21 protein-coding genes are annotated in these 19,670 nt (G+C 72.6%); 7 read left to right on the forward strand and 14 right to left on the reverse strand.

Going from position 1 to position 19,670, the window contains the following annotated elements:
- The 9 genes from EWH70_RS24565 to EWH70_RS24605 all read right to left on the reverse strand — a co-directional run.
- Window positions 1–470, reverse strand: a 470-nt coding sequence (locus EWH70_RS24565; protein WP_205669242.1) for a CoA-binding protein, incomplete at its 3' end; no start/stop codon positions are given.
- 4 nt (window positions 471–474) lie between these two features.
- The gene (sucC, locus tag EWH70_RS24570) at window positions 475–1,614 is read right to left on the reverse strand and encodes an ADP-forming succinate--CoA ligase subunit beta (RefSeq protein WP_130477883.1); all 1,140 of its coding nucleotides are present in this window, start codon (window positions 1,612–1,614) and stop codon (window positions 475–477) included.
- A 68-nt stretch (window positions 1,615–1,682) separates the two neighbouring features.
- A complete protein-coding gene (locus EWH70_RS24575) occupies window positions 1,683–2,969 on the reverse strand; it encodes an MFS transporter (protein ID WP_240687204.1) in 1,287 nt (428 codons plus the stop codon).
- A gap of 16 nt (window positions 2,970–2,985) precedes the next feature.
- The gene (locus tag EWH70_RS35565) at window positions 2,986–3,447 is read right to left on the reverse strand and encodes a GNAT family N-acetyltransferase (protein WP_165436405.1); all 462 of its coding nucleotides are present in this window, start codon (window positions 3,445–3,447) and stop codon (window positions 2,986–2,988) included.
- 85 nt (window positions 3,448–3,532) lie between these two features.
- A complete protein-coding gene (locus EWH70_RS24585) occupies window positions 3,533–4,738 on the reverse strand; it encodes an HNH endonuclease signature motif containing protein (protein ID WP_130477885.1) in 1,206 nt (401 codons plus the stop codon).
- 149 nt (window positions 4,739–4,887) lie between these two features.
- The gene (locus EWH70_RS24590) at window positions 4,888–5,130 is read right to left on the reverse strand and encodes a hypothetical protein (RefSeq protein ID WP_130477886.1); all 243 of its coding nucleotides are present in this window, start codon (window positions 5,128–5,130) and stop codon (window positions 4,888–4,890) included.
- Between the two features lie 94 nt (window positions 5,131–5,224).
- Complete coding sequence (locus tag EWH70_RS24595; protein ID WP_240687205.1) at window positions 5,225–5,809, reverse strand: DapH/DapD/GlmU-related protein; 585 nt, start codon at window positions 5,807–5,809, stop codon at window positions 5,225–5,227.
- Window positions 5,810–5,811: 2 nt separating this feature from the next.
- Window positions 5,812–6,429: an MBL fold metallo-hydrolase gene (locus tag EWH70_RS24600; RefSeq protein WP_130477887.1), complete on the reverse strand. Its 618-nt coding sequence runs from the start codon at window positions 6,427–6,429 to the stop codon at window positions 5,812–5,814.
- A complete protein-coding gene (locus EWH70_RS24605) occupies window positions 6,426–7,511 on the reverse strand; it encodes an S-(hydroxymethyl)mycothiol dehydrogenase (RefSeq protein WP_130477888.1) in 1,086 nt (361 codons plus the stop codon). The genes EWH70_RS24600 and EWH70_RS24605 overlap by 4 nt, the downstream gene beginning before the upstream one ends.
- A 137-nt stretch (window positions 7,512–7,648) precedes the next feature.
- Here EWH70_RS24605 and EWH70_RS24610 point away from each other — a divergent pair, with 137 nt between their 5' ends.
- The gene (locus EWH70_RS24610) at window positions 7,649–8,857 is read left to right on the forward strand and encodes a bifunctional glycosyltransferase family 2/GtrA family protein (protein ID WP_130477889.1); all 1,209 of its coding nucleotides are present in this window, start codon (window positions 7,649–7,651) and stop codon (window positions 8,855–8,857) included.
- Window positions 8,854–9,693 (forward strand): ChbG/HpnK family deacetylase, encoded by an 840-nt coding sequence (locus EWH70_RS24615; RefSeq protein WP_205669243.1) that lies wholly within the window; start codon window positions 8,854–8,856, stop codon window positions 9,691–9,693. Before EWH70_RS24610 ends, EWH70_RS24615 begins: the two co-directional genes overlap by 4 nt.
- Here the strand turns inward: EWH70_RS24615 and EWH70_RS24620 are convergent.
- Complete coding sequence (locus EWH70_RS24620) at window positions 9,672–10,472, reverse strand: alpha/beta fold hydrolase (protein WP_130477890.1); 801 nt, start codon at window positions 10,470–10,472, stop codon at window positions 9,672–9,674. The genes EWH70_RS24615 and EWH70_RS24620 overlap by 22 nt on opposite strands.
- A gap of 83 nt (window positions 10,473–10,555) precedes the next feature.
- Here EWH70_RS24620 and EWH70_RS24625 point away from each other — a divergent pair, with 83 nt between their 5' ends.
- On the forward strand, window positions 10,556–11,743 hold the full coding sequence (locus EWH70_RS24625) for a cytochrome P450 family protein (protein WP_130477891.1): 1,188 nt from the start codon (window positions 10,556–10,558) through the stop codon (window positions 11,741–11,743).
- Window positions 11,744–11,812: 69 nt separating this feature from the next.
- Here EWH70_RS24625 and EWH70_RS24630 read toward each other — a convergent pair whose 3' ends face one another.
- Genes EWH70_RS24630 through EWH70_RS24645 form a run of 4 tightly spaced genes read right to left on the reverse strand, consistent with a single transcriptional unit; the run spans window position 11,813 to window position 15,100 of the window.
- Window positions 11,813–12,829 (reverse strand): methyltransferase, encoded by a 1,017-nt coding sequence (locus EWH70_RS24630; RefSeq protein WP_130477892.1) that lies wholly within the window; start codon window positions 12,827–12,829, stop codon window positions 11,813–11,815.
- 24 nt (window positions 12,830–12,853) lie between these two features.
- A complete protein-coding gene (locus EWH70_RS24635; protein WP_130477893.1) occupies window positions 12,854–13,270 on the reverse strand; it encodes an SgcJ/EcaC family oxidoreductase in 417 nt (138 codons plus the stop codon).
- 44 nt (window positions 13,271–13,314) lie between these two features.
- Complete coding sequence (locus EWH70_RS24640) at window positions 13,315–14,058, reverse strand: class I SAM-dependent methyltransferase (RefSeq protein WP_130477894.1); 744 nt, start codon at window positions 14,056–14,058, stop codon at window positions 13,315–13,317.
- Window positions 14,045–15,100 (reverse strand): GtrA family protein, encoded by a 1,056-nt coding sequence (locus EWH70_RS24645; protein WP_165436406.1) that lies wholly within the window; start codon window positions 15,098–15,100, stop codon window positions 14,045–14,047. Before EWH70_RS24645 ends, EWH70_RS24640 begins: the two co-directional genes overlap by 14 nt.
- Window positions 15,101–15,213: 113 nt before the next feature.
- Here EWH70_RS24645 and EWH70_RS24650 point away from each other — a divergent pair, with 113 nt between their 5' ends.
- The 4 genes from EWH70_RS24650 (at window position 15,214) to EWH70_RS24665 (ending at window position 19,633) form a co-directional block, all read left to right on the forward strand.
- Window positions 15,214–16,869 (forward strand): (2,3-dihydroxybenzoyl)adenylate synthase, encoded by a 1,656-nt coding sequence (locus EWH70_RS24650; RefSeq protein ID WP_130477896.1) that lies wholly within the window; start codon window positions 15,214–15,216, stop codon window positions 16,867–16,869.
- 57 nt (window positions 16,870–16,926) lie between these two features.
- On the forward strand, window positions 16,927–17,835 hold the full coding sequence (locus EWH70_RS24655) for a prephenate dehydrogenase/arogenate dehydrogenase family protein (RefSeq protein WP_165436407.1): 909 nt from the start codon (window positions 16,927–16,929) through the stop codon (window positions 17,833–17,835).
- 1 nt (window position 17,836) lies between these two features.
- Window positions 17,837–18,814 (forward strand): UDP-glucose 4-epimerase GalE, encoded by a 978-nt coding sequence (gene galE / locus EWH70_RS24660; protein ID WP_130477898.1) that lies wholly within the window; start codon window positions 17,837–17,839, stop codon window positions 18,812–18,814.
- Window positions 18,815–18,907: 93 nt separating this feature from the next.
- Window positions 18,908–19,633: a DUF2306 domain-containing protein gene (locus EWH70_RS24665; protein WP_165436408.1), complete on the forward strand. Its 726-nt coding sequence runs from the start codon at window positions 18,908–18,910 to the stop codon at window positions 19,631–19,633.
- Window positions 19,634–19,670 lie beyond the last annotated feature (37 nt).

Consider the following 19,670-nt stretch of genomic DNA (forward strand, 5'->3'; position numbering starts at 1 on the left):
ACCAGACCGATCTTGCCCGCACCGGTGATGTCGGCCGGGATGATGCCCGCGTTCGACTTACCCGGGCTGATCACGCCAGGGCAGTTCGGGCCGATGATCCGCGTCCTGTTGCCCTTGGCCACCGCGTGCGCCCAGAAGTAGGCCGAGTCGTGCACCGGGATGCCCTCGGTGATCACCACCGCCAGGCCGATCTGCGCGTCGATCGCCTCGATCACGGCGTCCTTGGCGAACTTCGGCGGCACGAACACCACCGAGGTGTCCGCGCCGGTGTCGGCCATCGCCTTGCCGACGTCGTCGTACACCGGCAGCGTGGTCTGCCCGATCTCGACGGTCTGGCCGCCGCGTCCGGGGGTGACGCCGCCGACCACGTTGGTGCCCGCGGCGAGCATGCGGGCGGTGTGCTTGCGCCCTTCGGTCCCGGTCATCCCCTGGACGATGACGCGGGAGTTCTCGGTGAGGAAGATGGCCATCGGTTCACGCTCCCGCGGCGAGTGCGGCCGCGCGCCCGGCGGCCTGGTCCATGGTGTCCATGCGGATGAGCCCGGGCAGGGCGGCCTCGTCGAGGATCTTGCGGCCCTGCTCGGCGTTGTTGCCGTCCAGCCGCACCACGATCGGTTTGTCGACGTTGCCCAGCAGTGCGAACGCCTGCACGATCCCGTCGGCCACCGCGTCGCAGGCGGTGATGCCGCCGAACACGTTGACCAGCACGCTGCGCACGTCCGGGTCGGACAGGATGATCCCCAGCCCGGCGGCCATCACCTCGGCCGACGCGCCACCGCCGATGTCGAGGAAGTTCGCCGGCTTCACGCCGCCGTGCTCCTCCCCCGCGTACGCCACCACGTCCAAAGTGGACATAACCAGGCCGGCTCCGTTGCCGATGATGCCGACCTCGCCGTCCAGCTTGACGTAGTTGAGATCCTTCGCCTTGGCCTTGGCCTCCAGCGGATCCTCCGCGTCACGGTCGACCAGGTCGGCGTGCGCGGGATGGCGGAAGGCGGCGTTGCCGTCGAGGGTGACCTTGCCGTCCAGCGCGACGATGGCGCCGTCGCCGTCGCGGATCAGCGGGTTGACCTCGACCAGCGTGGCGTCCTCGGCGACGAAGGTCTCCCACAGCTTCACGATCACCTCGGCAGAGGTCGCCGGAAGGCCCGCGGTGGCGGCGATCCTGGCGGCGGTGTCGAGGTCGACGCCGGTGACCGGGTCGATCGGGATGCGCGCGAGGCTGTCCTGGTTCTCCTCGATGTCGACCCCGCCCTGTGCCGAGACCAGGGCCAGGAAGGTCCGGTTGGCGCGGTCGAGCAGGAACGACAGGTAGTACTCCGCGTCGATCGACGACGCCGGGGTGACCAGCAGCCGCCGCACGACGTGTCCCTTGATGTCCATGCCGAGGATGGCGCCGGCCTTCTCGCGGGCCTCGTCGACGGTGCGGGCCAGCTGCACACCGCCCGCCTTGCCGCGGCCACCGGTCTTGACCTGGGCCTTGAGGACGACGGGTAGTCCGAACTCGGCGGCGGCGTCGGCCGCCTCGGCTGCGCCGGTCACCACGCGTTGTGGGCCGACCGGCACCTGATGCTGGGCGAAGAGCTCTTTGGCTTGGTACTCGTACAGGTCCACCTTGTAGACTGTATGCAGTATGGAGAGTCGTTGTCCAGGGTCTCCCCGCGTGGAAAGTTGCGGTGGGGTCAGTCCAGGGTGTCGGTCCTGGTCTCGCGCAGGGCGAGGACGCAGGCCAGGCTGATCACGGCGACCAGCGCGAGGTAGCCGCCGACGGCCCAGCTGCCGAACTCGGCCTGCAGCGTGGTGGCCAGCAGCGGCGGGACGGCTCCGCCGAGCACGCCGCCGAGGCTGTAGGCCAGCGACGCACCGGTGTAGCGGTAGCGGGTGCGGAACAGTTCGGGCAGGTAGGCGCCCATCGGGCCGTAGCTCAGCCCCATGATGCCCAGCGCGCCGGCCAGCGCGAGGAAGATCAGCACCGGCTCGCGGGTGTCCATCAGCGGGAACATCACCAGGCCCCAGACGATCGCCACCCCGCTGCCCGCGATCAGCACGGCGCGCCTGCCGAAGCGGTCGGACACCACGGCGGAGACGGCGGTGCACACGCCGAGCGCCACGACGGCGAGCAGGGTGAGGGTCAGCATCGTCTCGCGCGGGACCTTCAGCGTGGCCGTGCCGTAGGACAGGCAGTACGCGGTGGCCGTGTAGAACAGCGTGTACTGCACCATCATCGCGCCGGAGCCCAGCAGCAGCTCCCGCCACTGGTTGCGGACCAGCGGGACCAGTGGCGCCTTGGCCACCTGCTGCTCACTGACGACGCGGGCGAACACCGGGGTCTCGGCGATGCGCACGCGGACGTACATGCCGACGCCGACCAGCACGATGCTCAGCAGGAACGGGACGCGCCAGCCCCAGCTGGTGAACTGCTCGTCGGACAGCCACGCGCCCATGGCCAGGAAGATCCCGTTGGCGGCGACGAACCCGACGGCCGGGCCAAGCTGCGGGAACAGCCCGTACAGCCCGCGCTTGCCCGCCGGGGCGTGCTCGGTGGCCAGCAGCGCCGCGCCGCCCCACTCGCCGCCCAGCCCGATGCCCTGCAGGAACCGCAGCAGGACGAGCAGGATCGGGGCGGCGACGCCGATGGTGTCGTAGCCGGGCAGCAGGCCGACGGCGAACGTGGACAGTCCCATGAGAAGCAGGCTGGAGATCAGCATCGCCTTGCGGCCGACCCGGTCGCCCCAGTGGCCGAACAGCGCCGAGCCCAGCGGGCGGGACACGAACGCGACGGCGTAGGTGGAGAACGCGGCGAGCTTGCCCGCGACCGGGTCCAGCTGCGGGAAGAACGCGCTGTCCAGGACGACGGCCGCCGCGAGACTGTAGGCGTAGAAATCGAAGAACTCGATCGCGGTGCCGACGAAGCTCGCCGTCGCGATGCGCCCGATCGGCTCAGTCGCCTGCCCGTCCCGTGTCGTCACGCGGACACGGTAGACGTCAGGGCCGGGGGGCGGATTCGAGGGTGAGCAGTTCCAGGCCGGTGACGGGCTGGAAGCCGGCTTCGGTGTAGAGCGTGCGGGCCGGGAGGTTGTCGGTCTCGGTCTGGAGTGATACCCGCAGTGCACCGGCGGCACGGGCTTCGCGGACGACGTGGTCGAGGAGGGCTCTCGCGATGCCGCGGCGGCGGTCGCGCGGGACGACGTACAGGTCCCGTATCGACCACGCGGTGCCCAGCATGAGGGATGCGGGCATGATCGTGGTCGTGAGGAAGCCGCAGACCTGATCGGCCCGGATGGCGGCGCGCGCCGCCATCCGGCGCTGGGTGAGCTGGGCGTGTAGCCAGGAGCGGGTGGCCTCGGGAGACGAGGCCCGGCCGTAGTGCGCCCGGTAGTCGTCGAACAGCTCTGCTACCTGATCGAAGGCCGGGTCGGCGGCGTCTATCGGCACGATTGTCGTCACCTTGCCAGTGTGGCCACCGGAGGCGGGCCCGGCGTGACGACGGCGGAACCCGCGCGGGCCCGCGGTTGAGCGGGCCCGCGCCCGGTTAGGCGGGGATGCGGTGGAAGAGGTTGCTGCTGGGTCTTCGGCGCCTGGTGAGCCAGGCGGGTGGGTGGAACCGGGGTTTGCCGTCGACCATGGTGACGGTCCAGTCGGTGTGGTGGATGACGCGGTGGTGGCGTCCGCAGAGCAGGACCATTTCGTCCACATTGGTTCGTCCGCCGTGTTGCCATTCGCGGACGTGGTGGACGACGCACCAGCGGGGTTTGCGGGTGCAGCCGGGGAACGCGCAGCCACGATCGCGCAGGGCGAGCGCGCGGCGCTGGGCTTTGGTGGCCAGGCGGGCCTCGCGGCCCAGGTGCAGGACCTCACCGTCGGAGCCGAACACCGCCGGAACGAGCTTGGCCTCGCAGCACAACCGGGACAGCGCCGAGGCACTCAGATATCCGGCGCCGTCGAGTGCCGCTCCGGCGCGGCGTTCCAAGTCCTCCAGCGTCACCGTCACGGTGACCACGGCACGTTCCCCGGCTTGGGTGTGCAGGTCCTCGGTGCGGGCAACCAGGTCGACGATCTCGGCCAGCGCGTCACCCTTCCGCTCAGCCTGATCCCGGAGATCGGGCACGCCTTCCTCGGCGGGGTGTGGTTTGGCCAGCACATCGAACAACCCGTCCAGCGTGGCGCCGGTCTCCGGGTCGAGGACCCCGGCGAAGCGGTATCGGCCGTGTCGGTCTACTTTGGAGCGGAACTCCCGTCTCGGACTCACCTCGGCGTCCTCGGGCGGCGGGCCGTCCTGATCGACCGTGGCCTTGATGTGGGCACCGGCCTTGCGTACCGCGGTCGGCGGTGCGGTGCGGGCCAGGTCCAGCAGGATGTCCTCCAACCCTGCCCGCGCGGCCACCGGCAACGCGGTGATCGCCCGGTGGATCTCGGCCGCGTGTTCCGGGGAGATCTCACCGGCCACCAGGGCGGCACCGGTCGCGGCCAGCTCGGCCGGACCCGCCAGGTCGCCGCGGAACAACGCCTCGGCCAGCTCCACCCGCTGCTTTGCCTGCCGGGGTGAGACGTTCAGGTTGTCCACCTGAAACGCCGCCAGATCCCGGAACCCCAGATCGGCACCCCGCGCACTCAACTCCGCCAAACCTTCCAGCACCTGCGCCGCCGCCGCGGCCAGCCTCTCCTGGCCACGCTGGATCACGGCGGCTACCTCCTGATCGGACAGCCGCCACAACCGGGTACCAGCCTCAGCGAACACACCCCCATTCTAGACGAACATGTGTTCGAAAAAATCACACGATCGAGTTCCCGTGCACCGCAACGTGGAACTCGAGTGCGGGGGTGCAGAACTCGCCCGGCCTGCCGGACACTGGACTTCCCCGGAGCCCAGCCCTGTGAGCGCGTCGGTCACGTGTCGCGGGAGCGCGCCTCCGCGCCGGTATCGCCGGCGAAGCCCTCGTCCTGGCCGGCCACCCGGCCGACGTGGGTGTCGTTCGGGCCGGGGCCGGTGGTGCTCTCGGCGTCGCCACCGCGGCGGCCGGTATCGCCGCCGGAGACCCTGCTGCCGGCGTTGGCCGGGTCGGTGGCCACATCGGACTCGGCGTCCGCCGAGGCCGGGCGGCCCATGAGCTTGCGCAACCAGGAGAACACGGTCGATCACCTCTCCGCTCCGGAGTTCCCCGGCAACCCGGCCACGAAACGCTACGCTCCGCGAGGGATCCGGCTACGCAGCGCAGGACTAGCACTACCAGCGGCGGCGCACGGTCCCCTTGGGCCCGGCCACCAGGCTCGCCGGGGGCACGTCGTCGGCCACGACCGTCCCCGCCGCGACGACGGCGTCCCGGCCGATGGTGACGCCGGGCAGGATCGTCGCGCCGGCGCCGATCCACACGTTCTCCGCCACGTCGATGGGCGCACCGCTGAGGAACCGGCGCCGCTCGCCGGGGTCCACCGGATGGCCCACCGTGACGAACGTGGCCTTCGGGGCGACCATCACGCCCCGGCCCAGCCGGATTCCGGCGTAGTCGAGGAACGTGCAGCCCTGGTTGACGAAGACCCCCTCCGCCAGGTCCAGGCGAAGGCCGTGGTCGGTGTAGAACGGCGGGTAGATCGTCACCCGCGCGGGCAGCGGGCGGCCCAGGATCTGCTCGAACAGGGCCGCCCTGCCCGCCTCGTCGTCGAACGGCAGGACGTTGAGCCGGGAGGTCAGCTCCGTTACCCGCAGCACCCGCTCGCTCATCGCCGTGAACTCGGGCCCCAGGACGCGCTCGCCCCTGGCCAGCAGTTCCGGATCGTGGATGCGCATGAACCGGTCGGCCGGACGGGACACTCCTAGTCCCACTCCCCGCTGCGCCCGGACTCGGCTCCGATCGTGGTGTCCTCGCCGTGCCCGGTGTGCACGACCGTGCTCGCCGGCAGCGCGAACAGCCGCTCGGTGATCGAGCCGACGATCGTGCCGTAGTCGCTGAACGACCGCCCGGTCGCGCCCGGGCCGCCGTGGAACAGCGTGTCGCCGCTGAACACCACGCCGAGGGCGGGCACGTGGAAGCAGCACGCGCCGGGGCTGTGCCCCGGCGTGTGCAGCACGTGCAGCTCCACCCCGGCCACCTCGACGACCTGGCCGTCAGCCAGTTGCCGGTCCGGCGGCAGCTCCGGGTGGGTGAGCCGCCAGACCGGCAGGTCGTCCGGGTGCAGCCACACCGGCGCGCCGGTGGCCTCGGCCAGTTCGGGGGCGACCCGGACGTGGTCGTCGTGGGCGTGGGTGGCCAGGATCGCGGTCACCGCGCGGTCGCCGATCACGTCCAGGATCGGCCGGATGTCGTGCGGGGCGTCGATCACCACGCACTCCCGGTCGTCCCCGAGCACCCACAGGTTGTTGTCCACCTGGTGGATCTCGCCGTCGAGGCTGAACGTGCCGGGCACCACGGCGTGGTCGATGCGTGCGCTCACAGCGCGACCACCGAACGCAGCACGTCACCGTGGTGCATCTTGGCGAACGCCGCCTCGACGTCGTCCAGTGTCACCGTCTCGGTGACGAAGCCGTCGAGATCCAGCCTGCCCTGCCGGTACAGGTCGACCAGCAGCGGGAAGTCGCGTGAGGGCAGGCAGTCGCCGTACCAGGACGACTTGAGCGCGCCGCCGCGGGAGAACACGTCGATCAGCGGCAGTTCGACCTTCATGTCCGGCGTCGGCACGCCGACCAGGACCACCGTGCCTGCCAGGTCGCGGGCGTAGAACGCCTGCTTCCACGTCTCCGGGCGGCCGACCGCGTCGATGACGACGTCGGCGCCGTTGCCGCCGGTCAGCTCCTGGATCGCCGCCACCGGGTCGCCCTGCCTGCTGTCGACGACGTGGGTGGCGCCGAAGCGGCGGGCCCAGTCGAGCTTGCGCGGGTCGATGTCGACGGCGATGACCGTGGTGGCCCCGGCCAGGACCGCGCCGGCGATCGCGGCGTTGCCGACCCCGCCGCAGCCGATGACCGCGACCGAGTCTCCCCTGCTCACGCCGCCGGTGTTGATGGCGGCGCCGATGCCGGCCATCACGCCGCAACCGAGCAGGCCGACCGCGGCGGGCGAGGCCGACGGGTCGACCTTGGTGGCCTGACCGCTGTGGACCAGCGTCTTGTCGGCGAACGCCCCGATGCCCAGTGCCGGGGTGAGCGCGGTGCCGTCGGTCAGCGTCATCGGCTGGGCGGCGTTGTGCGTGTCGAAGCAGTACTGCGGCTGTCCCTTCGCGCACGCCCGGCAGCGGCCGCAGACCGCGCGCCAGTTCAGCACCACGAAGTCGCCGGGCTCGACGTCGGTGACGCCCTCCCCCACCGTCTCCACCGTTCCGGCGGCCTCGTGGCCGAGCAGGAAGGGGAACTCGTCGTTGATCCCACCCTCGCGGTAGTGCAGGTCGGTGTGACAGACCCCGCAGGTCTGCACGGCCACCACGATCTCACCGGGGCCGGGATCGGGCACGACGATCGTCTCGACGCTGACCGGCTCGTTCTTCGCCCGTGCGACGACACCACGAACTTCTTGCGGCATAAGGCGTTCTCCGCTTCCTGGTCGACGTTGACCTTTGTGCCGGATCGTACCCGGCCGCAACCGGGAAGACGACTCACCGGACCCGGCCCGGCCATCCTTCTGACGAACTCGCCTGCTCGCCGACCATGGGGGTCAGCATGGTGGAACACCTGGCCAGCCTCGAACAGCCGAAGCCGCGTGCCCGCACCGGGCTCACGGAGATCGTCATCCCCATCTACAACGAGGAGGAGGTCCTGTCGGCCAGCGTCCACCGGCTCGACGCCTACCTCACCGAGAACTTCCCGTACCCGTACCGCATCACGATCGCCGACAACGGCAGCACCGACGGCAGCTGGGAGGTGGCGACCTCGCTGGTCGCGGCCCTGCCGAACGTGCACGCCCAGCGGCTGGAGCAGAAGGGCCGCGGCCGGGCGCTGCGGCACGTGTGGAGCCGCAGCGAGGCCGACATCGTGTGTTACACGGACGTCGACCTGTCGATCGACCTCGACGCGTTCCTTCCGCTGGTCGCGCCGCTGCTGTCCGGCCACAGCGACCTGGCCATCGGCACCCGCTACGCGCAGGGCTCCAGCGTCGCCCGCAGCGTCAAGCGGGCCGTCCTGTCGCGCGGCTACAACTTCCTGCTGCGCAGCACCATGGGAGCCCGCTTCTCCGACGCCCAGTGCGGCTTCAAGGCAGGGCGGCGGGAGATCATCCAGGCGCTGCTGCCCGCGGTGGACGACAACAAGTGGTTCTTCGACACCGAGCTGCTGCTCGTGGCCCAGCGGCACGGCCTGCGCATCCACGAGGTCCCGGTGGACTGCCTCGACGACCCGAACAGCTCAGTCGACCTGGTCCGCACCGCCTACGACGACGTGCGGGGCATGGCCAGGGTGGCGCGCCGGATGATCGGCAACGCGCTGCACGTGCCGCTGCCGCCCCGGGTCGAACGGGCGACGCTGCCGCCCGGCCTGGCGCGGCAGCTCCCCCGCTTCGCCATCATCGGCGTGCTCAGCACGATCGCCTACGTGCTGCTGTACCTGTGGCTGCGCACGTTCCTGCCGGCGCTGGGCGCCAACGCGGTCGCGCTGATCAGCACCGCCGTGGTCAACACCGCGGCCAACCGCCGGTTCACCTTCGGCGTCCGGGGCGCCGCCGACGCCATCCGCCATCAGCTGGAGGGCGGGGTGGACCTGGTCGTCCGGCTGGCGTTCACCAGCGGCGGGGTGCTGCTGCTGAACGCGCTGTGGCCGGGCGTGTCGGAAACGGTCGAGCTGATCGTGGTGTACGCGGTGGCGGTGCTGGCGACCGGGCTGCGGTTCCTGCTGCTGCGCAACTGGGTGTTCCATCCGAAACGGCTGCGGGCGTGACCGGGCTGCTCATCGTCAACGCCGACGACTACGCGCTCACCGAGGCGATCTCCCGCGGCATCCTGCGGGCGCACCGGGACGGGGTGGTCACCAGTACCTCGGTGCTGGCCGTCGGCCCGGCACTGCGGCGCACCGCGGGCTGGCTCACCGCCGAGCCCGCGCTGGGCGTGGGCGCGCACCTGGCGCTGGTCGGCGAGGACCCGCCCGTGCTGACCGCCGCGGAGATCCCGACCCTGGTGGACCGGCGGGGCCGGTTCCCGTTGAGCTGGCGGGCGTTCCTGGTCAGGGCGGCGACGCCGGGCCGGGTGGATCCGGCCGACGTCGAGCGCGAGTTCACCGCGCAGCTGGACGTGCTGACCCGCGACCACGGACTGCCGCTGACCCACCTGGACACCCACCAGCACCTGCACCTGTGGCCGCCGGTTGCGGCGGTGCTGGTGCGGCTGGCCCGCCGCCACGGCGTCGGCGCGGTGCGGCTGCCGTCCAGCGCGGCCACGGGACCGAAGGGCGCGGGCATCCGGCTGCTGAGCAGGCGGCTCGCCGCCCGGATCCGCGAGGCCGGGCTGGTGGCCCCGGCCGGCTACGGCGGGCTGGACGAGGCGGGCGCGCTGACCCTGCCCCGGTTCCTCGCCACGGTCGGCCGGCTGGCCGCGTCCCGCGCGGCCAGCATCGAGATCAACTGCCATCCTGGCGAGGCCGACGACCCGGACCGGGCCCGCTACGCCTGGGACTTCCGGTGGGACGCCGAACTGGCCGCGCTGACCAGCCGCGAGCTGCGCACGGCCATCGCCGGGCACGGCCTGCGTACCGGCGGCTACGCCGATTTGCCGGGCTGACCGGCGGCGAAGAACTCGGTCAGCACCGGTGCCAGCACCTGCGCCGCAACGCCGTGTCCCTGGCCCTCGAGCACCCGCAACCGGCCGTGCGGCAGGGTGTCGGCGACCTCGGCGGCGACGGCCGACATGCCGTCGAAGGTCTCGCTGCCGGCGAGGACCAGCGTGGGAACGGTGATGCCGGCGATCAGGTCCAGGGGCGGCGCTCCGCCCGTGCCCAGGTCGTCGAGGATGGCCGAGTCGTAGCCGATGGTGTGCGCCCGCGCCACCATGCCGGGGTCGGCCAGCATCTGGTCCAGGACCTCGTCGGGCGTACCGGTGGCGGCGAGGAACAACCGCATGGCGTCCACGGCGCGCCCGCTCTCGATGAGATCGGCGATCCGCCGCCCTTCCGTCCGGGAATGGGCCCGCTGCCGCTCGTCGGCCGAGTACGGCGGCTCGTGGACGACCATCCGCTCGATCGGCAGGCCGCGGCCGGCCGCCAGCAAGGCCAGCGCCGCCCCCGACGACATGCCGTACAGCGACACCGGCTCCCCGGCCTCGGCGATCACCGCGGCGAGATCCTCGATCTCCCGCTCGACGGCGTAGGGCGCGGTATCGCCGCTGTCACCGCGGCCTCGCCGGTCGTAGTTGAACACCGTGAACTCTCCGGCGAGCAACTCGGCCAGCGGTGCGTGGCCACCGCGCTCGGCGACGGCGCCGTACACCAGGACAACCGGCCGGCCGGTGCCGTGCCGGTCGTAGGCGATCACCGTGCCGTCAGCCGAGACCACCGTGCTCATCGTCGCTCCCTCGCTCGTGGTGACCGACATCGTCGCATCCGGGAAGACGCGCGCGCACCGGATGGGGCGCGACGATGACAGATATGTCGGAACCCTTGTACAGCACCGACCTCCTGCTGGTGGACGCGGCGCGGCGGCACGCTGGGTACGCGCGGTTGCGGGACGCCGGCCCGGTTCACCCGATCGTCCTGCAGTCCGGTGAGACCGGGTGGCTGGTGACCGGCTTCGAGACCGCCCGGGTGGCCCTCACCGACCTGCGGCTGCAGGGCCGTACGGCCACCGTCGGCAACGGCAGGCGGATGCCGGAGGACCTGCGCCGCGCCATGAACAGCCACATGCTCAACGTCGGCCCGCCCGACCACACCCGGCTGCGCAAGCTGGTGTCGGCGGCGTTCACCCGCCGGCGCATGGAGCAGATGCGGCCACGCGTCCAGGAACTCACCGACGACCTGCTGGACGCGCTGGACACGTCCGGTCCGGTCGACCTGATCACCGGGCTCGCGCTGCCCCTCCCGGTCCAGGTGCTCACCGACCTGTTCGGCATTCCCGCCGAGGACAGCGCCGAGTTCCACGCGCTGACCAGTGCGCTCACCTCCGGCAGCCTGCCGCTGGGCCGGCTCACGGTCGCCGCCACGGCGATGCTGGACTACGTACGGCCGCTGCTGGACCGCAAGCGCCGGGAACCACGGCCGGACCTGCTCTCGGCGCTGGTGGCCGTGCACGACGGCGAGGACCGGCTGACCGAGGACGAACTGACCTCGATGGTGTTCCTGCTGCTGACGGCCGGCCACGAGACGACGGTGAACCTGATCGGGAACGGGCTGCTGACCCTGCTCAGTACACCGGACGAGCTGGCGCGCCTGCGTGCCGACCGCGGCCTGCTGCCCCGTGCGGTCGAGGAGCTCATGCGGCTGGAGAGCCCGGTGCAGATCGCCCTGCGCTACGCCACCGAACCGGTGGAGCTCGGCGGCGTTGCCATTCCGGCGGGCGCGACGGTCCTCGTGTCGCTGCTGGCCGCCAACCGTGACCCGGGCCGGTTCGACGAACCGGACGAGGTACGGCTGGACCGGGCGGGGAACGCGCAGCTCGCCTTCGGCTACGGCTACCACCACTGCATCGGTGCCCCGCTGGCACGGCTGGAGGCGGTCGTGGCCATCGGCACGGTGCTCGACCGGTTCCCACGGCTGCGGCTGGCCCGCCCCGCCGCGAGCCTGGACTGGCGGCCCAGCCCGGTGATGCACGGAGTGCACGAGCTGCCTGTGCTGTGCTGAGCCGGGCCGCCACACGGCGAAAGGCCACCTCCGTCCGGCGGACGGGGGTGGCCTTCGGCGTCGCGGTGACTACACGGCACGGGCCTCCACGATCGGCAGGCTCTTGGTGCGGATGACCCGCAGCAGCTCGAAGCCGGTGGCGGCCAGCAGCTCGCGGTGCTGGCCCTCGGTGCGGCTGCCCCCGCCGCGCATGGTCAGCAGCAGCAGGTCGTACAGCTTGCCCCAGTCGAACTCGTCGCCCGGCTCGACGACCGGCTCGACGATCAGCAGGCGCCCTCCGGGGCGGATCGCCGCCCGGATCGCGGTCAGCACCGCCTCGGCGTCGCCGTCGCCGAGGTCGTACAGCGCCCGCTTGATCAGGTAACCGTCACCGCCCGGGGGCACCGCCGTCAGGAAGTCGCCGCCGACGACCGTGCACCGGGCGGTGACTCCCCGCTCGTGGAGCACCGGCCCGGCCCCGGAGACGACGTGCGGCTGATCGAACAGCACGCCGCGCAGATCCGGGTGCCGCTGGAGCACCGCCGAGAGGAACGCGCCGTTGCCGCCGCCGACGTCGACCAGGGTGCCGAAGCAACCCCAGTCGTAGGCGGGCAGCAGCACCTTGATCTCCCTCGCGGTGACCGCCCGCTGCGAAGCGTCGAACCGGGCGCTGTCCGCGGGGTGGCGCTGCAGGTAGGACCAGTAGTCGGTGCCGTGTGCCGCGTCGAAGGCGGCGGCCCCGGTGCGCACGCTGTGATCGAACCGGGCCCACGCCTGGATGTCGGGCGCCAGCAACGGGTAGGCCGCACGCAGCGACCGGGGATGGTCCGAGCGCAGCGGTTCGGCCAGCGGCGTCAGCGCGAACACCTCGGGCTCGACCTCGGAGAACACGCCGCGGCACGCCAGTGCCCGGAGCACCCGCAGCAGTGAACGGGCGTGTGTTCCGGTCGCCCGCGCCAGATCGGCAACCGGCACCGGGCCGTCGCCGAGGTGGTCGGCGACCGCCAGGTCGCATACCGCGCGCAAGGCGAACGGCACGGTGTAGTCGGCCATCTCGGTCAGCCGCGCCACCGACTGCACGTCCGAACCAGCGGGTACCACAGACATCTCCAGCTCCTGTCCGGTCGGTGTTCAGGCGTCGCGCGGGGTGTTCTGGTAGGCGGCCAGCCGCCACTGCCCGTCCTGCCTGACGACGATCCACATGGCACGGATGGCCTGGTCGCCCGACACCTCGGTCTCACCGGGGCCGAGCACGCCACCCTGCGTGATGAGCACGACCGAGTCGGGGGTCAGGAACCGCAGGCCGATCGGCTGCCCGGTCACCTGGGTGCCCTGGTACTGCCCGGCGAAGCCGTCGGCCATGTAGGACCGGATCTCGTCGCGCCCCGTGCGGTACACGCCCGGCAGGATCATGGTCCCGTCCTCGGTGAACACCTCGGCGAACGCGTCCGCGTCGTGGGCGGCCCACGCGGCGACGATACGGCCGGGCACCGCGGCGACGGCCGCCTGGTCGGCTTCGGTGGGGCCGGCCTGGGTTACTGCGGTCATCAGCTACTCCTCCAGCGTCAGAGAACCGTTGCGCCCCAACGGTGTCACCGGGTCCCGGCGACGGTCGTCTCATTCCCTGCCGCGGCCGGCCGATGGGCTCGGGCGACCAGGGACACACCGGGCAACCCGGACACCGGCAGGTACCGCTCCGCGGTGATCACCGCCCGCAGCGCGGCGTTGACGACCGGGTGCAGCTCGGTCAGATCGCTGCCGGTGGACCGCTTGCGCCGGAGTGCCACCACCGGGCGCAGCAGAACGTTCCAGCTCCACACCCGGTCCACCACCAGGCCGGCGCCGCGCAGGACGGCGGTGAGCCCGGCCCGGTCGTAGCGGCGCACGTGCCCGACGGCCTCGTCGTGGGCCGACCACAGCGCCATGTCGCACGGCACGCTCACCAGCGCGGTCCCGCCAGGCCGCAGCACCCTGGCGATCTCGGCGGCGGCACGCCGGTCCTCGTCGATGTGCTCCAGGACGTCGAGTGCCGTCACCACACCACAGGACGCCGTGTCCACAGGCAGGTCCCTGGCGTCGGCCCAGCACGCGTCGAGCCCGCGTTCGCGGGCCAGCTCGACCGCGACCTCGGAGGTGTCGGTCGCCAGCGCCCGCCACCCGTGCTCGACCAGCACCCGGGTGTTCCCGCCACCGGCCGCGCCGATGTCGAGTGCCCGCTCGCCGGGCGCGGGCGGTGCCAGCCGGCGCAGCTCGCGGGCGAGCGTGACCCGGCGTTCCCGGTACCACCAGTGGTGGTCCTCCAGCTCGGTCAGCCGGCGGATCTCAGTGGCGTGCATGGCTTCTCCCTCCGGTTCGGGTGATCTCGCCCCGCCGGAAGACCCACCGGTCGAGACCGATGAACCGCAGCACGGTCATCACCAGGTCCGCACCCAGCAACGTCACCACCTCCGCCACGGCACCCGCGCCGGGATCGAGCCACAGCAGTACCTGCACGGCGGCGGTGGTGATCGCGTAGTGGGCGCCGAACAGCACCGCCGCTCGCAGGTGCATGCCGACCCGCGCCACCCGGGCGCGGGTGAACGTCCAGTGCCGGTTGGCCTCGGTGTTGGCCAGCGCGGAGGCCACCAGCGCTCCCAGGTTCGCCACCGCGGGCGGAACCACCTGCCGCAGCAGCAGGTAGAGCAGGACGTAGAGCAGCCCGGACAACGCGCCCACGATCCCGAACATCGCCAGCCGGATCACGGTGACCGCGGGCGGCAGCGGCTGGGTGCCGCCGCTGCCGGTGGCGAGCCGGTAGGCCATGCGCACCAGTCCGGTGAAGTGCGCCCAGGTGGCGGAGGGCACCGGCACGTGGCCGGCCCCGGCGCCTGCCTCGTGCAGGCGCAGGCCGTCCTGGCGGGCGAGCAGCAGGAGCGCGGTGTCGAAGAACCACCCGGTGCCCGCCAGCCTGTCCAGCAGGGGCAGCACGGCGTCGCGGCGGGCCGCTTTCAACGGGAACCGCGGCGTGCCGGCCACGCAGCCGAATCCGCGGCTCAGCACACCGGCGAGCACCCGGGAGCCCCGGTCCGCGACGCCGCTGCCTGCCGAGACGTCGGCCTGCCCGCTCAGCAGCGGCGACACCAGCGCGGTCAGCGCCGCGACCACGGTCCCGGCACCGACGGCGGCGAGGTCGGCGTAGGCGACCACCTCGGCCCTGCTGGCCCGCCACGCGGCGGTCACCGCGGCCGCGTGGCCGTCGCGGTGCCGCTCGACGACGGTGACCAGTGCGGACAGCGCGGACCGCTCACGCAGGCGGTCGTCGAGCAGCCGCAGTGCGGCCTCACCGGTGCCGCCGGCCAGGACGACGAGTTCGACCGTCGTGGGTCGCGCGCAGGACACCGGATCATCGTGGCCGCCTGGCACCGCGCGCGGCATCTCCCCCGCTGCGGCTGCGGCCGTGCGCGGCACGGCAGGAGAAGCATCCGGGTGCCGGCCCCGGCCACGATGACGGCATGTCCGTCACCCCGGGAACCGTCCCCTGGCCCGCAGACACCGCCGCCCGCTACCGCGCCGAAGGGTACTGGCGTGGCCGTCCGCTGGGCACGTTGTTCGCCGAGGCGGTGACCGCGGCCGGGCCCGGCCGGGTGGCCCTCGTCGACGGCGGCCTGCGCCTGACCCACCGGCAGCTGGCGTCCCGTGTGGACGGTGCCGCGCTGCGGTTGCTGGAGCTGGGACTGCGTCCCGGTGACCGGATCGTGGTGCAACTGTCCAACTGCTGGGAGTTCGCCGTGCTGGTGCTCGCGTGCTTCCGGCTGGGCGTCATGCCGGTGATGGCGCTGCCCGCGCACCGGCGGCACGAGCTGTCCCACCTCGTCCGCCAGGCCGCCGCCACGGCCATCGCCGTACCCGCCCGGGCCAGGGATTGCGACCACCAGGCCACGGCGGCGGAGGTGGCGGGCGAGACCGGTCTCGTCGAGCACATCCTGGTCGCGGGCGAGGAAATCCGGCCCGGCGGCGTCGACCTGACCGCGCTGTGCGCACCGGCGGCCGACCCGGCCACCGCGGCGGCGCGGCTGGACGCGATGGCTCCGGACAGCGACTCGGTGGCGTTGTTCCTGCTGTCCGGCGGCACGACCGGCCTGCCCAAGCTGATCGCACGCACCCATGACGACTACGCCTGCGGCATCGCCTGGTCGGCCGCGGCCTGCGACTACGACGCGGGCACCGTCTACCTCGCGGTGCTGCCGATGAGCCACAACTTCACGCTCGGCGGCCCCGGGGTGCTGGGTGCGCTGCTGTGCGGCGGCACGGTGGTGGTGGCCGGCTCACCGGCGCCCGAGCACGTGTTCGCGGCCATCGCGCGGGACGGTGTGACGGTGACCTCGGCCGTGCCCGCCGTCGCGCAGCGATGGCTCGACCACGTGGCGGCCGGGACGGCCGCGCCACCACGGTCGTTGCGGTTGCTGCAGGTCGGCGGGGCCCGCCTGGCCGACCACGTCGCCACCCGGGTGCGCCCGGTCCTGGGCTGTGAGCTCCAGCAGGGCTACGGCATGGCCGAAGGGCTCATCTGCTTCACCCGGCCCGGCGATCCCGACGACGTGGTCTGCCACACCCAGGGCCGTCCGGTCTGCCCCGCCGACGAGTTGCTGGTGGTCGGCGAGGACGGCAATCCGGTGCCGGCCGGTGAGCCGGGTGTGCTGCTCACCCGCGGTCCCTACACGCCCCGCGGCTACTACCGCGCCCCCGGGCACAACGCCACGGCGTTCACGGCCGACGGATGGTTCCGCACCGGTGACGTCGTCCGGCTGCGGCCGGACGGCTACCTCGTCGTCGAGGGCAGGGACAAGGACATGATCAACCGTGGCGGCGAGAAGATCTCCGCGGAGGAGGTGGAGAACTTCGCCTACCGGGTCGGCGCCGTGCGGCAGGCCGCGGCGGTGGCGATGCCGGATCCGGAGCTCGGCGAGCGGGTCTGCCTCTACGTCGTCCCGCACCCCGGCGGGCGGGTGGCGCTGGCCGACGTCGTCGCCGCGATGGAACAGGCGGGGGTGGCCAGGTTCAAGCGGCCGGAACGGCTGGTGGTGGTGGACAGCCTGCCCGTCACGAACATCGGCAAGACCGACAAGAAGGCGTTGCGCGCGGACATCGCCGCGCGCCTCGCCGCCTGAGCGGCACGGCACGGCGGAAGAAGCCCGGGCCCGCGCCCGCACCCTATCGTCGAGGACGTGAACCTCTCGACCGTCACGATCCTCGGCGCGGGAGTCATCGGGACCTCCATCGCGCTGGCCCTGCGCCGTAACGGAATCGGCGTCCGGCTGTCCGATCCGGACAGTGCGGCACGGCAACGCGCGCTGGCGCTGGAGGCCGGCACCGTCCTGTCGCCGGCGGACCCACCCGCCGACGTGGTGGTGGTGGCCTGCCCGCCCTCCGCCGTGGTCGCCGCGCTGGCCGGCGCCATGCGAGCCGGCCTGGGCACCGTGTACACCGACGTCGCCAGCGCCAAGGAGCGGATCGTCGCGGAGGCGGCCGCCGCGGGGCTGGACATGTCCCGCTACGTTCCCGGCCATCCCGTCGCCGCGGGCGACATCGCGGCACCGGCCGCCGTCGACGCGGAGATGTTCGCCGGGCGGCCCTGGTTCCTGTGCGCCTCGACGGAGAGCGCGCCCGCCGCGGTCGACGCCGCGGCCGCCCTCGCCACGGCGTGCGGGGCACGGGTACAGCGGGTCACGCCGAAAGCCCACGACCGGCACATGGCCGGGGTGTCCCATGTCCCGCGGCTCATCGGTGCGGCGCTGGCGGCCCGGTTCGCCGACGTGGACGGCGAGCGCTTCCCGGTGCGGGGATCGCGGTTCCACACGACGCTGGCCGACGCGGCGGCGGCGCCCGCCCTGTGGGGCGACACGCTCGAGCACAACGCCGATCACGTCGCCGACGAGCTGGACTGGATCGTCCGCGAGCTGTCCGTCGTCGCGGACGCCCTCCGCGGCACCGAGGCGAACCCCGTTCCCGAGCTGGAGGGCCTGCTGGCCCGGGGCCGGCTGGGCCACGACCGCGTCGTCCGCCACGGCAGAGCCCGGAGCCCGCGGGGCGACGGCGTGCCCGGTCCCGAGGACGAGTGGTTCTGGACGTGGTGACATGACGGTGCTGGTGACCGGCGGCGCCGGGTACATCGGTGCACACGTCACCGTGGAACTGGCCGCCGCGGGCCGGCGGGTGGTCGTCGTCGACGACCTGTCCACCGGCTCGTCCACCCGGGTACCCGACGGGGTGCCGCTGGTGCGGGCCGACGTGCGCGACACGGCGGCGCTGCGGTCGGTCATCACCCGCCACGGCGTGTCCGGCATCGTGCACCTCGCCGCCCGCAAGGACGTGGCGGAATCGACCGCGTACCCGCTGCGGTACTACGCGGGCAACGTCAACGGGGACCGCTCGGTGCTGACCGCGGCCATCGACGCCCGTGTGGGCTATGTCGTCTACTCCTCCAGCGCCGCGGTCTACGGCGCGGCCGCGCACCGGCCGGTCACCGAGGCGGCACCGACGGAACCGGCGAACGCGTACGGCCGCACGAAACTCGTCGGCGAGTGGATGCTCGCCGACGCCGCCGCGGCGGGTGGTCCGCGGTTCGTGGCGTTGCGGTACTTCAACGTCGCCGGTGCCGGGCGGGCCTGGCTCGGTGATCCCGGCCGGGTCAACCTGCTGCAACGGCTCCTGCACGCCGCCGCAGGCGGTGGACGGGCGACGGTGTACGGCGGCGACCACGACACCCGGGACGGCAGTTGCGAGCGAGACTACGTCCACGTCGCCGATGTCGCGGGGGCACACGCGCGAGCCGTCGAGGCACTCGCCGCAGGCGAGGTGACCGGGGAGGTGCTCAACGTCGGCAGGGGCACCGGGACGACCGTGCTGGAGATGGTGCGCGCGGTGCGTGCGCTGACCGGGTGCGCGCTGCCTGCCGACATCGTCGGCCGCAGGCTCGGCGACCCGGCGAGCGTGGTCGCGTCCGCCGACCTGATCGCCGGGCGCCTGGGCTGGACGGCGCGCTTCGGCCTGGACGACATCGTGTCGTCGGCCTGGGCGGCCCTGCCGCGGGCCGGGGCGGCCGAAGCCGCCTGAGCGGCCGGGAACACAGCAACACAGCGGATGCCGTGGCGGCCGCGCGGAACTGACGATGACTTCGAACCCGTGCGACCTTTGGAGGGATCCGTTGTGACGTTGTCTACCGGGGAGCCCACACGCGCCCGCCCCGAACCCCGGGACCGCGGCACCACCGGGCGCCGCCGCGCCCGGTGGCTGGCGGTCCTCACCGTCGTCGTCGTGGCCTGGCTGGCCGCCTTCGTGGTGCCCGCCTACGTGACGTTCGACCCGGCGCAGGCCAGAATCGGCCTGACCGACGACTTTCCACTGCACTACCCCGTGCTGATCGTGCACATCGCCACCGGGATGATCGCCATGGTCACCGGCTGCGTGCAGCTGTCGGCGCGGGTACGCCGCCGGTATCCGGTGGCGCACCGGATCACCGGCCGCGTCTACGCCTACGCGATCCTGTTCGGCATCCTGTCCGTCGTCGTGCTGATCGTGCTGCGGGCGAGGGAGACCACCGAGTTCCTCGGCGCCGCGACCGGCGTCGGCAACTCGGTGTGGGCGGTGCTGTGGTTCGGCACCACCCTGGCCGGCGTGCGGTTCGCCCGGCAGCGGCGATGGGCCGAGCACCGCAAGATGATGATCTACAGTGTGGCGCTCACGCTGGCGATCATGTGGAGCCGGATCCTGTTCATCGGCGCGCTGTCGATCCCGGACTTCAACCTGGCCTACTTCTTCGCCGCCGTCGCCTGGCTGCCGTGGATCAGCCACCTGCTGATCGCCCGCTGGTGGCTGAGCCGCACCAGCACGCGGCCGCTGGCCCTGCCCGCCTCGGTCACGCCGGCCCGCTGAGCGGCCCGTGACGGCGAAAGGCCCCTTCGTCCCGGCG

The sequence above is a fragment of the Amycolatopsis suaedae genome, assembly GCF_004214935.1.
Taxonomy (GTDB): Bacteria; Actinomycetota; Actinomycetes; order Mycobacteriales; family Pseudonocardiaceae; genus Amycolatopsis; species Amycolatopsis suaedae.

Bases quoted from the DNA above. Each gene is read 5' to 3' on its own strand.
- EWH70_RS24605 (WP_130477888.1), bottom strand. From the start codon at position 7,511: ATGCCGCAAGAAGTTCGTGGTGTCGTCGCACGGGCGAAGAACGAGCCG.
- EWH70_RS24610 (WP_130477889.1), top strand. From the start codon at position 7,649: ATGGTGGAACACCTGGCCAGCCTCGAACAGCCGAAGCCGCGTGCCCGC.
- EWH70_RS24620 (WP_130477890.1), bottom strand. From the start codon at position 10,472: ATGAGCACGGTGGTCTCGGCTGACGGCACGGTGATCGCCTACGACCGG.
- EWH70_RS24625 (WP_130477891.1), top strand. From the start codon at position 10,556: ATGTCGGAACCCTTGTACAGCACCGACCTCCTGCTGGTGGACGCGGCG.
- EWH70_RS24630 (WP_130477892.1), bottom strand. From the start codon at position 12,829: ATGTCTGTGGTACCCGCTGGTTCGGACGTGCAGTCGGTGGCGCGGCTG.
- EWH70_RS24635 (WP_130477893.1), bottom strand. From the start codon at position 13,270: ATGACCGCAGTAACCCAGGCCGGCCCCACCGAAGCCGACCAGGCGGCC.
- EWH70_RS24640 (WP_130477894.1), bottom strand. From the start codon at position 14,058: ATGCACGCCACTGAGATCCGCCGGCTGACCGAGCTGGAGGACCACCAC.
- EWH70_RS24650 (WP_130477896.1), top strand. From the start codon at position 15,214: ATGTCCGTCACCCCGGGAACCGTCCCCTGGCCCGCAGACACCGCCGCC.
- galE (WP_130477898.1), top strand. From the start codon at position 17,837: ATGACGGTGCTGGTGACCGGCGGCGCCGGGTACATCGGTGCACACGTC.